The 12,054-nt window shown below is 72.2% G+C and carries 10 protein-coding genes; 6 read left to right on the forward strand and 4 right to left on the reverse strand.

From position 1 onward, the window contains the following. Positions 1-26 precede the first annotated feature (26 nt). Positions 27-1,274, forward strand: a complete 1,248-nt coding sequence (locus F6X68_RS12220; protein ID WP_151454382.1) for a PQQ-binding-like beta-propeller repeat protein — start codon at positions 27-29, stop codon at positions 1,272-1,274. 43 nt (positions 1,275-1,317) lie between these two features. On the opposite strand, the gene glgB is transcribed toward F6X68_RS12220, so the two are convergent. Both glgB and F6X68_RS12230 read right to left on the reverse strand, forming a co-directional pair. Beyond that, positions 1,318-3,420, reverse strand: coding sequence for a 1,4-alpha-glucan branching protein GlgB (glgB, locus tag F6X68_RS12225; protein WP_151454383.1), 2,103 nt, complete (start codon positions 3,418-3,420; stop codon positions 1,318-1,320). Further along, positions 3,408-5,501: an alpha-1,4-glucan--maltose-1-phosphate maltosyltransferase gene (locus F6X68_RS12230; protein WP_151454384.1), complete on the reverse strand. Its 2,094-nt coding sequence runs from the start codon at positions 5,499-5,501 to the stop codon at positions 3,408-3,410. Before F6X68_RS12230 ends, glgB begins: the two co-directional genes overlap by 13 nt. A gap of 383 nt (positions 5,502-5,884) precedes the next feature. On the opposite strand from F6X68_RS12230, the gene F6X68_RS12235 reads away from it, so the two are divergent. From F6X68_RS12235 to F6X68_RS12245, 3 genes are all read left to right on the forward strand, one after another. Continuing rightward, positions 5,885-6,274 carry a hypothetical protein gene (locus F6X68_RS12235; protein ID WP_151454385.1) on the forward strand — a complete coding sequence of 130 codons (390 nt, stop codon included), beginning with the start codon at positions 5,885-5,887 and terminating at the stop codon, positions 6,272-6,274. Positions 6,275-6,344: 70 nt separating this feature from the next. After that, positions 6,345-6,584 carry an AbrB/MazE/SpoVT family DNA-binding domain-containing protein gene (locus tag F6X68_RS12240; protein WP_151454386.1) on the forward strand — a complete coding sequence of 80 codons (240 nt, stop codon included), beginning with the start codon at positions 6,345-6,347 and terminating at the stop codon, positions 6,582-6,584. After that, on the forward strand, positions 6,574-7,029 hold the full coding sequence (locus tag F6X68_RS12245; protein ID WP_151454387.1) for a type II toxin-antitoxin system VapC family toxin: 456 nt from the start codon (positions 6,574-6,576) through the stop codon (positions 7,027-7,029). Before F6X68_RS12240 ends, F6X68_RS12245 begins: the two co-directional genes overlap by 11 nt. Before the next feature lie 69 nt (positions 7,030-7,098). Here F6X68_RS12245 and F6X68_RS34840 read toward each other — a convergent pair whose 3' ends face one another. Continuing rightward, on the reverse strand, positions 7,099-7,461 hold the full coding sequence (locus F6X68_RS34840) for a DUF3592 domain-containing protein (protein ID WP_327027554.1): 363 nt from the start codon (positions 7,459-7,461) through the stop codon (positions 7,099-7,101). A gap of 62 nt (positions 7,462-7,523) precedes the next feature. Beyond that, entirely contained in the window at positions 7,524-8,726 is a 1,203-nt protein-coding gene (glgA, locus tag F6X68_RS12255; RefSeq protein WP_151454389.1) for a glycogen synthase, read from the reverse strand. Between the two features lie 95 nt (positions 8,727-8,821). Here glgA and glgC point away from each other — a divergent pair, with 95 nt between their 5' ends. Further along, the gene (gene glgC / locus F6X68_RS12260; RefSeq protein ID WP_132235810.1) at positions 8,822-10,054 is read left to right on the forward strand and encodes a glucose-1-phosphate adenylyltransferase; all 1,233 of its coding nucleotides are present in this window, start codon (positions 8,822-8,824) and stop codon (positions 10,052-10,054) included. Next, a complete protein-coding gene (gene pgm / locus F6X68_RS12265; protein ID WP_151454390.1) occupies positions 10,051-11,697 on the forward strand; it encodes a phosphoglucomutase (alpha-D-glucose-1,6-bisphosphate-dependent) in 1,647 nt (548 codons plus the stop codon). The genes glgC and pgm overlap by 4 nt, the downstream gene beginning before the upstream one ends. The last annotated feature ends 357 nt before the right edge of the window (positions 11,698-12,054 follow it).

Here is a 12,054-nt window from a genome sequence, read left to right on the forward strand (position 1 = left end):
ACGTTTCCGTGACCGCGGGAGGGCTCATGCGCCGACGTGTTGCCGCCGGTTCGGCAGCCGTGCTGGCGCTGGCCGTAGGTGTCTCGGGATGTAGTGACGACACGCCACCGCCTCCGCCGAAGACCACCGCCACCGCGAGCCCTTCCGAGTCGTCGGCACTCGACTCTCCGCTGGCCTTCGCCGCGAAGCCGGTCCGGATACCGCTGCCCAGCAGGATGTTCCAGCTCCGGGACGGGGCCGCGTATCTGCTGGACGGCAAGAACGCCCTCGCCGCGTACGACCTGGCCACGGGTGCGCGTCGCTGGAGTGCGCCGCTGGCCGGTCCGCCGGTCAGGCTGGGCAACACCGGGCCGATGATCGCGGAGGTGGACGGCAAGCCGACCGCCTTCGTGACCTATCGGGTGGATATCGTAGGCAGCGGAACGGTTCCCGCCCGCACCGTGCTGCGGGTGGCGAGCTTCGGGCTGGCCGATGGCGCGCCCGGCTGGCAGTCGGATGTGGACGACAGGGGCATCCCCGAGGACGGCAGCCTCGGGGTCGACAAGGTGGTGGCGGCCAGCTCCGACCATGTCGTGCTGTCCACCGACTCGTACGACACGGGCGTCAGCGGCGACTTCACCGCCGTTCTCGACGCCAGGACCGGCAAGGTCCGGTGGACGAAGCCCGCCTTCCAGGCCCGAGCCCTCGACGGCGACGTCGTCGCCGGCATGACTTCCGGAGCGGATGCGCACAGGGTCCCGAGTTCGACGATCGGGCTCGCCGCCTCGGACGGTTCCCAGGTGTGGGCCCACGAGGAGACGAAGCCCGCCGGCAACCTGATCAACGGCCCACTCGGCGGCGGGCTGCTCCAGGTGTACCCGGTGGGCCGCCGCGGCGACGGGCCCAACGGGATCGTCGACATCAGGACCGGTCGCGAGGTCATCCGCCTGGAGACGGGAGGTGGCGCCAGCGTCTGCCGATACGACGACGAGAGCGTCGTCGTCTGCTCGCAGCACCTCGTCAGCCGGACCGGAACCATGGTCGCGTATGACACCACGTCCCACGAGCGACTGTGGCAGGTGCCCGGGAAGGATTCCGGGCGGGAGGCGCCCAAAATCACGGCCGCCCGACGTGGCGTGGTCTACGGATCCACCAGCAACGGGCCGCTGATCCTCGACGCGCGCACGGGGCAGGACAGGGTCACGGATCTCCCCTTCGTCCCCGAAGTCGTCGTTCCGGGCTTCGGGATCGACGTCGAACAGAGGGAGATGACGGTCCATCCCGCGATCGGCTGAGCCTTGCAGCGAGGAGGACGGCCGAGGCGTCTCCGGCGTACGGTCAGTCGCGGCGCAGCCAGAGCACGCCGAGCGGGGGCACCCGCAGCGCGGCCGAGGCGGGCAGCCCGTGCCACGGCACGTCCTCGGCGTGCACGGCGCCCAGGTTACCCACCCCCGAGCCGCCGTAGTGGTGGGCGTCGGTGTTGAGCACCTCCGCCCACGTGCCGCCGGCCGGCAGCCCGATCCGGTAGTCCTCGAGTGGCAGGGCGGAGAAGTTCGCCACGCAGACCAGGGTCGCGCCGTCGGGGGCGATCCGGACGAACGAGACGGTGTTGTTGGCGACGTCGTCGCCGGCGATCCAGCGGAAGCCGGCCGGCTCGGTGTCCTGCGCCCACAGCGCGGGGGTGTCCCGGTAGACGCGGTTCAGGTCGCCGACGAGCCGCTGCACCCCGGCGCGGGCCGGGTCGTGCAGCAGGTACCAGTCGAGGCCCCGCTCCTCGCTCCACTCCCGGTCGTCGGCCAGCTCGCAGCCCATGAAGAGCAGCTGCTTGCCCGGGTGCGCCCACATGTACGCCAGCAGGGCGCGTACGTTGGCCAGCCGCTGCCAGGTGTCGCCGGGCATCTTGCCGGCCAGGGAGCCCTTGCCGTGCACCACCTCGTCGTGGCTGATCGGCAGCACGTAGTTCTCGCTCCAGGCGTACGCCAGGGAGAACGTGAGCTGATGGTGGTGGTGCTGCCGGTGGACCGGGTCCTTCGACGTGTAGAGCAGGGTGTCGTGCATCCAGCCCATGTTCCACTTGAACCCGAAGCCGAGCCCGCCGTCGGCCGTGGCGCGGGTGACCCCCGGCCATGCGGTGGACTCCTCGGCGATCATCGTCACCCCGGCGTGGTGCTTGTAGACCGTCGCGTTGACCTCCTGCATGAAGGCGATGGCCTCCAGGTTCTCCCGGCCGCCGTGCCGGTTGGGCAGCCACTGCCCCTCCTGGCGCGAGTAGTCCAGGTAGAGCATCGAGGCGACCGCGTCCACCCGCAGCCCGTCGACGTGGAACTGGTCGCACCAGTAGAGCGCGTTGGCGACCAGGAAGTTGCGCACCTCCGGGCGGCCGAAGTCGAAGACGTACGTGCCCCAGTCGGGGTGCTCGCCCCGGCGCGGGTCGGGGTGCTCGTAGAGGGCGGTGCCGTCGAAGCGCCCGAGGGCCCACTCGTCCTTGGGGAAGTGCGCAGGCACCCAGTCCAGGATCACGCCGATGCCGGCGGCGTGCAGCGCGTCCACGAGGTGCCGGAACTCGTCGGGGTCGCCGAAGCGGGACGTCGGCGCGTAGTAGCCGGTGACCTGGTAGCCCCAGGAGCCGCCGAACGGGTGCTCCATCACGGGCAGCAACTCCACGTGGGTGAAGCCCAGCTCCGTGACGTACGCGGTCAGCTGCTCGGCCAGCTCCCGGTAGCTCAGCCCGGGGCGCCACGAGCCGAGGTGCACCTCGTAGACGCTCATCGGCTCCTGGTGCGGCTGCCGCCGGGCCCGCCGCGCCAGCCAGTCGGCGTCGCCCCACTCGTACGTCGAGTGGTGCACCACCGACGCGGTGGCCGGCGGCACCTCCGCGTACGCCGCCAGGGGGTCGGCCTTGTCCCGCCACTGCCCGTCGGCGCCCAGGATCCGGTACTTGTAGCGGGCCCCCGCCCCGACGCCCGGGACGAACAGCTCCCACACCCCGCTGCCGCCGAGCGAGCGCATCGGCCAGCCGTCGTCCGGCGCCCAGCCCGCGAAGTCCCCGACCACCCGCACCCCGCGCGCGTTCGGCGCCCAGACGGTGAACGCCACGCCCTCGTCGAAGACCCGCGCGCCGAGGGCCTCCCAGAGCCGCTCGTGCCGGCCCTCGCCGATCAGGTGCAGGTCCAGCTCGCCCAGGGTGGGCGGATAGCGGTACGGGTCGTCGTGGGTCCGGCCGTCGACCTCGACGCGGTAGTCGAGCACCTCGCCCGCGACCTCCGCCTCGAACACGCCGACGTCGTGCACCCGCCGCATCCGGTGCCGCTCGCCGTCGACGACGAGGGCGACGTCGGCGGCGCCCCGGCGCAGCGTCCGGACGACCGTCCGCCCGTCGGCCGGGTGCGCGCCGAGGACCGCGTGCGGGTCGTGCGTGGCGCCGGCGATCAACTGGTCCATCGGGCGTCGTCCTTCTGGGCGGGAGTGGTGGGGGCGGTGCCGCCCGAAAGGTCGTCGGGAACGTCTTCGACGGTCAGGTCCGGCGCCGCCTGCGCCGGCGCGGGGCCGGCACCGGGCGCGGGTCGCCGCATCGTCAGCACGTGCGCCGGTTGCAGGTACGGGTCGAGGCGCACGGCGTTGCGCTGCCCCCAGTCGTAGCTGGCGCCGGTCAGCTCGTCGCGCACCGTGAACCGGTCGTGCCAGTCGAGGCCGAGCGCGGGCATGTCCAGCGTGGTGTTGCCCCACTGCACCTCACGCGAGTCGAACGAGCAGACCACGAGCACGGTGTTGCCCGTCTCCGGGTCGTGCTTGGACCAGCAGAGCAGCGCCGGGTTGTCGATGTCGTGGAAGACCAGGTTGCGCAGCTGGTGCAGGGCCGGGTTCTCCCGGCGTACGCGGTTGAGCACCGCGATGAACGGCGCGAGGGAGCGGCCCTGCGCCTGCGCGCCGGCCCAGTCCCGGGGGCGCAGCTCGTACTTCTCGTTGTCCAGGTACTCCTCCGCGCCGGGGCGGGCGACGTGCTCGAACAGCTCGTAGCCGGCGTACATGCCCCAGGAGGGGGAGAGCAGCGCGGCCAGCACCGCCCGGATCTTGAACATCGGCGGGCCGCCGTGCTGCAACGACTCGTGCAGGATGTCCGGCGTGTTCGGCCAGAAGTTGGGCCGCATGTAGTCGGCCGCCTCGACCAGCTCCTCGCAGTACGCCCGCATCTCCGCCGCCGACGTGCGCCAGGTGAAGTACGTGTACGACTGGGTGAAGCCGACCTTGCCCAGCCCGTGCATGATCGCCGGCCGGGTGAACGCCTCGGCGAGGAAGAGCACGTCCGGGTCGACCTTCTTCACCTCGGCGATCAGCCAGTGCCAGAAGTCGAACGGCTTGGTGTGCGGGTTGTCCACCCGGAAGATCCGGATGCCCTCGCCGACCCAGTGCAGCACCACCCGCAGGACCTCGGCCCGGATGCCCTCCGGGTCGTTGTCGAAGTTGACCGGGTAGATGTCCTGGTACTTCTTCGGCGGGTTCTCCGCGTACGCGATGCTGCCGTCGGCCCGGGTGGTGAACCACTCCGGGTGCTCGGTCACCCACGGGTGGTCCGGCGCGCACTGCAACGCCAGGTCCATCGCCACCTCCAGGCCCTGCTCGGCGGCGGCGGCGACGAAGTCGCGGAAGTCCTCCGGCGTACCCAGGTCGGGGTGGATCGTGTCGTGGCCGCCCTCGGCGGCGCCGATGGCCCACGGCGAGCCGACGTCGTCCGGCCCGGCGGTCAGCGAGTTGTTGGGGCCCTTGCGGTTGACCCGGCCGATCGGGTGGATCGGCGGCAGGTAGAGCACGTCGAAGCCCATCGCCGCGACGCCGGGCAGGCGCTCGACGGCGGTGGCGAACGTGCCGGAGCGCGCCGGCGCGTCGGCGGTGGCCGGGACGGCCCCCTCCGAGCGGGGGAAGAACTCGTACCAGGCGGAGAAGAGCGCCCGCCGGCGGTCCACCCAGAGCCGGTGCTCCTCGCCGGTGGTGACCAGCTCCCGGACCGGGTGCTCCCAGAGCAGGTCGGCCAGCTCCAGCGCGGGGGCGACCCGCCGGGGCAGCTCCCTGTCGGCGTCGCCCAGCGCCGCCACCGCCGCGCGGACCCGCCCCGCGTCGCCGGCCGGCACCAGCTTCACGGCCGCGGTCAGCACCCGGGCGCCCTCGGCGAGGTCGTTGGCCAGGTCCGCCGGCCCCTGCCCGGCGGCGATCTTCTTGGTGACCGCGTTCTGCCAGGTCAGGTACGGATCCTGGAACGCCTCGACGGTGAACACCCACTCGCCGACCGCGTCGGGGCGGATCACCGCGTGCCAGCGGTCCTGCCCGGGCTCGCCGGGGCGCATCCGGGTGAACGGTCGGGCCCGCCCGTCGGGACCACGCCAGACCACGTTGCAGCCGAGCGCGTCGTGCCCCTCCCGGTAGGCGCGGGCCGACACCGGCACCGGCTCGTCGACCACCGCCTTGGCCGGGTAGCGACCGCAGGAGACGACGGGGGAGACGTCTTCGATCGGGAACCGTCCAGTCACCGGTTCAACCTACTGCGCGAGATCCTTTCGCGCGCGGCCAAGCACCCCATCGCCCTCCCTCCCGACGTGTCCAGAGAGGTCCGGTCAGGGCCCGGCGGACACCTGGTGCCCGCACCATCCGCCCGAGTCCGCCGTCGTCGCTCAAGGCGCGGTGGCTGGCGTGGGCACGATGGCTGGCCTGGGCACGGTGGCTGGCGTGGGCACGGTGGCGTTGTAGATCTTGGTACCGAATGGCCCCTCCAAGGGCCGTTTCCTGCCAAGATCTACTGCTATCCCGAGATTCGGAACGCTATGCCCAGGGGGTGGAAGATTGGGGTTCAGGCGGGCGGTTCGGTTGCCACGAAGGAGCCCTCGCCGCTGCCGGCCGGGGAGACGAGCGCCGGATGGCCGCCCTGCTCGACCAGGCCGAGGCAGCGGCAGCGGTCGGCGGCGGCTTCGGCCGGGCGTCGGTCGAGGCGGCGCGGGTGGTGGCCGAGGCCGCCGTCGGGGACGTCGAGGCGGCGACGGTACGGCACGAGCGGCTGGTCTGCGGTGAGCAGTGGCGGTGGCTGCCGCCCGAGCACCGGGCGGCGTACCTGCTCGACGTGGCCCGCGTACACGCTCTCGCCGGCGACATGGTCCGGGCGGGGCGGGCGCTGTTGGACGCCGAACGCACCGCGCGCAGCGAGGTGCACGACCGGCCGGCGGTGCGCGACCTGGTCGCCACCGTGGCCCGGTACGCCGCCGCCCCCGCCGGCCTGGCCCGCCTCGCCGCCGCCCTGCACGTCACCTGAGGCGGCCTGTGGCCTGCCCGAACCCATCCCCGACACGTATCGTTTGTATTACGTGGTAGAGGGGGGCGTCATGAAACTCAACAGCAAGGGCCAGGTCACGATCCCGGCCGCGTTGCGGGCCCGACACGGGCTGCACGAGGGCGACGAGGTCGACGTCGTGGAGGAGGGCGGTGCGCTGCGGATCGTCCGGGTGAGTGGCGCGGAGACCAGGGGCCAGCGCCTGGTCCGGCACATGCGCGGTCGCGGCGGTGCGAAGCAGACCACCGGTATGTCCACCGACGAGCTGATGGAGCTGCTACGTGGGGAGTGAGCGGCTCCGCGCGCTGGCACCGCGGCCCACCGACTCCGCCACGACGCTGGTGGACACGAACGTGTTGCTCGACATCTTCACCGAGGACCCGAACTGGGCGGGCTGGTCGAGTGACGCCCTCGCCGCCGCCCGGGACGCCGGCGCCCTGGTGGTCAACCCGATCGTCTACGCCGAGGTCTCCGTCCGGTTCGACACCATCGAGGAACTCGACGAGGCGCTTCCAGCAGCGGACTTCCTCCGCGAGGAACTGCCCTACCCGGCCGGGTTCCTGGCCGGGAAGGCCTACGCCAGATGCCGCTCCCAGGGAGGGGTCAAGCGATCGCCGATCGCCGACTTCTACATCGGGGCGCACGCAGCGGTGTGCGGGTACCGGTTGCTCACCCGCGACGGCACCCGCTACCGCACCTATTTCCCGAAGCTCGATCTGATCACCCCGACGGGCTGAGGCCGCGCGGCCAGCGAGCCGGCCGGCGTTTCGCCGCCGCCCTGCACGCCACCTGACCCCGCTTCGCCATCAGGCGAAGTGGCGTCCGGATCGCCAGTCTTCGGCGTTCTCGCGCCATATCGGCCAGGTGCGCCACAGGAACACACCGCCACCCGATCCCAACGCCACGACCAGGCCGATGCCGACCCACGCCGCGTACCGGTCGTCGCCGATGCGTACGTCGCGCACGATCGCGTCGGGTGAGGCGGGGTCATAGACCACGGTGGCCGCATCGCCCACCCGCGGCCGTGGACGCCAGTAGTAGTAAGAGCCCCACGGCCCCGACCAGCAGGACCACGAGGCTGAGCAGAGGGTGGCGCAGCCAGTACCCGGGCAGCCACCGGCTGCGCAGCCGGATCGGCGCACGTCTCCTCCGCCAGCCCATGCCGCCATTCTGCCCACCGTCGGCGACTGGGGTCTCGACGGTCAGGTGCCGGATCGACGACCCTGCCGACTCACTTCAGCAGCGAGCGGTAGAGGTCGAGGGTGCGGGCGGCGATGGTGTCCCAGGAGAAGTGGTCGACGGCGCGTTGCCGGCCGGCCCGGCCGAAGTCGGCGGTGCGAGCCGGGTCGGCGAGCAGCTCGTTCATCGCCGCCGCCAGGTCGGCCACGAAGCGGTCCGGGTCCAGCGGCCGGCCGGAGCCGTCGGTGGCCTGCTCGATGGGGACCAGCAGCCCCGTCTCGCCGTCGGCGACCACCTCGGGGATGCCGCCGGTGGCGGTGGCCACCACCGCCGTCTCGCAGGCCATCGCCTCCAGGTTCACGATGCCCATCGGCTCGTAGACCGAGGGGCAGACGAAGACCGTGGCGTGGGTGAGCACCTGGATCACCTCGTGCTTCGGCAGCATCTCCGCGACCCACACCACCCCGGAGCGCTTCGCCCGCAGCTCCGTCACCAGGCCCTCCACCTCGGCGGCGATGTCCGGGGTGTCCGGTGCGCCGGCGAGCAGCACCAGCTGGGTGTCCGCCGGCAGGTCGCGCGCCGCGCGCAGCAGGTAGGGCAGGCCCTTCTGCCGGGTGATCCGCCCCACGTACACCACGCTGGGCAGGGCCGGGTCGATGCCGAGCCGGCCCACCACGTCCGTGCCGTGGTCCGGGGCGTACTGCGCCGTGTCGATGCCGTTGTGCACCACCCGGACCCGGTCCGGGTTCACCGCCGGGTAGGCGGTCAGCACGTCGCGCCGCATCCCCTCGCTGACCGCGACGACCGCGTCGGCCGCCTCGAACGCCGTGCGCTCGCACCAGGAGGAGAGCGCGTAGCCGCCGCCGAGCTGCTCGGCCTTCCACGGCCGCAGCGGCTCCAGGCTGTGCGCGGTCACCACGTGCGGCACGTCGTGCAGCAGCTTCGCCGTGTGCCCCGCGAAGTTGGCGTACCACGTGTGACTGTGCACCACGTCGGTGCCGGCGCAGGCCGCGGCCATCTCCAGGTCCACGCCCATCGTCCGCAGCGCGGCGTTCGCGCCGGTCAGGCCCGCCGGTTCGGCGTACGCGGTGACACCCGCCTCGGTGCGTGGCGCGCCGAAGCAGTGCACCCGTACGTCGGCGAGCCGGCGCAGCTCCCGGGCCAGGTACTCGACGTGCACACCGGCGCCGCCATACACCTCGGGCGGGTACTCACGGGTCAGCAGGTCGACGCGCAGCCCGGCGGAGTCGTTCATGAACGGCACCCTAGTGCAGAACGCGCCGCCGCACCCGGCTGTGGAACTGTGCCGTACGAGTGGTGAAGTGACGGCGGGGTAGATAGCGTCTGGACATGGCTGCCAAGGTGCTCGCGATCGTCCTGGCCGGCGGAGAAGGCAAGCGCCTGATGCCGCTCACCACGGACCGGGCCAAGCCGGCCGTCCCGTTCGGCGGGATGTACCGCATGGTCGACTTCGTCCTGTCCAACCTGGCGAACGCCGGCTATCTCAAGATCGTCGTGCTGACCCAGTACAAGTCCCACTCGCTGGACCGGCACATCACCAAGACGTGGCGGATGTCGACCCTGCTCGGCAACTACGTCACCCCGGTGCCGGCGCAGCAGCGCCGCGGCCCGTGGTGGTTCGCCGGCTCCGCCGACGCGATCTACCAGAGCTTCAACCTCATCCACGACGAGCAGCCCGACCACGTGATCGTCTTCGGCGCCGACCACATCTACCGGATGGACCCCCGGCAGATGGTGGAGGACCACATCGCCTCCGGCGCCGGCGTCACCGTGGCCGGCATCAGGCAGCCGTTGTCGATGGCCGACCAGTTCGGCGTCATCGAGGTCGGCGAGGACGGCCGCCGGATCCGGGCGTTCCGCGAGAAGCCCACCGACGCGGTCGGCCTGCCCGACGCGCCCGACCAGATCTACGCGTCGATGGGCAACTACGTGTTCAGCACCAAGGCGCTGTGCGAGGCGGTCGAGCGCGACGCGGAGGACAAGACCAGCAAGCACGACATGGGCGGCAGCATCATCCCGATGCTGGTGGAGCGCGGCGAGGCCAACGTCTACGACTTCCGCGACAACGAGGTGCCCGGCAGCACCGACCGGGACCGCGGCTACTGGCGCGACGTGGGGACGCTCGACTCCTTCTACGACGCCCACATGGACCTGATCAACGTGCACCCGGTGTTCAACCTCTACAACTTCGACTGGCCCATCTACACCGGGCAGCTGACGTACCCGCCGGCCAAGTTCGTGCACCAGTGGGGTGAGCGGGTCGGCCGGGCGGTCGCCTCGATGGTGTCGCCCGGCGCGGTGATCTCCGGCTCGCTGGTGGAGAACTCGGTCGTCTCGCCCAAGGTGAAGGTGCACTCCTGGGCGCACGTGGACGGCGCGGTGCTGATGGAGGGGGTCGACATCGGCCGGCACGCGGTCGTGCGCCGGGCGATCCTCGACAAGAACGTGATCGTGCCCGAGGGGGCCGAGATCGGCGTCGACCTGGAGAAGGACCGGCAGCGCTACACGGTCTCCGACAACGGCATCGTGGTGATCGGCAAGGGACAGAAGGTGGAACCGTGAGCAGTCATCCCCGGGCCGGCAAGCCCGCCCAGCCCGCCGACCTGGTCGACGTGCCGCGGCTGGTGACCGCCTACTACGCCGAGCACCCCGATCCGCAGGACCCGGCGCAGCAGGTCTCCTTCGGCACGTCCGGGCACCGCGGGTCGAGCCTGCGCCACGCGTTCAACTCCGACCACATCCTCGCGGTCACCCAGGCGCTCTGCGACTACCGCCGCGAGCAGGGCCTGGACGGGCCGCTCTTCCTCGGCCGCGACACCCACGCGCTCTCCGCCCCGGCCGCCGTGGACGCGCTGGAGGTCCTCGCCGCCAACGAGGTCTCCGTGCTGCTCGACAGCCGCGACGGCTACACGCCCACCCCGGCGGTGTCGCACGCCATCCTCACCCACAACCGGGGGCGTACCAGCGGGCTCGCCGACGGCATCGTCATCACCCCGTCGCACAACCCGCCCGACGACGGCGGCTTCAAGTACAACCCCACCCACGGCGGCCCGGCGGACACCGACGTCACGAGGTGGATCCAGGACCGGGCCAACGCGATCCTCGCCGACGGACTGAAGGAGGTCCGGCGGATCCCGTACGCCCGGGCCCGCGCCGCCGACACCACCGGGTCGTACGACTTCCTCGCCCGCTACGTCGACGACCTGCCGGCGGCGATCGACATCGACGCGATCCGCGACGCCGGGGTGCGCATCGGCGCCGACCCGCTCGGCGGCGCGAGCGTGGCCTACTGGGGCGAGATCGCCGAGCGGCACCGGCTGGACCTGACCGTGGTCAACCCGACGGTCGACCCGACCTGGCGGTTCATGACCCTGGACGGCGACGGCAAGATCCGGATGGACTGCTCCTCGCCGAACGCGATGGCCTCCCTGATCGCCGCCCGCGCCGACTACCAGGTCTCCACCGGCAACGACGCCGACGCCGACCGGCACGGCATCGTCACCCCCGACGGCGGCCTGATGAACCCCAACCACTACCTCGCGGTGGCGATCGGCCACCTGTTCCGCACCCGCACGCAGTGGGGCCCCGCCGCCGCCGTCGGCAAGACCCTGGTCTCCTCCTCGATGATCGACCGGGTCGCCGCCGACCTGGGCCGCCCGCTGCTGGAGGTGCCGGTCGGCTTCAAGTGGTTCGTCCCCGGGCTGCTCGACGGCGCGGTGGGCTTCGGCGGCGAGGAGAGCGCCGGCGCGTCCTTCCTGCGCCGCGACGGGAGCACCTGGACCACCGACAAGGACGGCCTCCTGCTCTGCCTGCTCGCCGCCGAGATCATCGCGACCACCGACCGCACCCCCAGCGAGCACTGGGCGGAGCTGGCCGAGCGCTTCGGCGCGCCCGCGTACGCCCGCATCGACGCGCCGGCGACCCGCGAGCAGAAGGCCGTGCTCGGCAAGCTCTCGCCGGAGCAGGTGACCGCCACCGAGCTGGCCGGCGAGCCGATCACCGCGACCCTCACCGCCGCGCCCGGCAACGACGCGCCGATCGGCGGGCTCAAGGTGACCACCGAGTCGGGCTGGTTCGCCGCCCGGCCGTCGGGTACCGAGGACGTCTACAAGATCTACGCCGAGTCCTTCCAGGGCCCGGAGCACCTCGCCCGGATCCAGCAGGAGGCGAAGGACCTGGTCTCGGAGGTCCTCGAACGGGCCTGAGCACCTGGCTCGCCTCCCACCGCAGCCGACACCGGTGTGCGCCGGACCGAGCGGCGCCGGTGCCGGCGTCAGAAGGCCGTGCGCGACTGTCGAGCTGCCCCATGCCCGAGGGCAGGAGGGGGCGCTCTCCGGCGCGGGCGCCTGCTGACGGGAGCGCTCCTGCCAGGCCCGCCGTGCGTGCCTGGCCGGTCGTGCTGGCCTGCCGTGCCTGCCTGCCGTGCCTGCCTGGCCGGTCGAGCCTGCCTCGCTGTCGAGCTGAGTCGTCTACGACATCAGCTCGACAGCGTGTGTCGGGCCCGGGCCCGGGGGGCGTGGCGAGCGCGAGTGCGCCAAGTTCGGCGTGCCAGGCTCGGGGTG

Origin of the sequence: Micromonospora sp. AMSO12t, assembly GCF_008806585.1 — a bacterium.
GTDB lineage: Bacteria > Actinomycetota > Actinomycetes > Mycobacteriales > Micromonosporaceae > Micromonospora > Micromonospora reichwaldensis.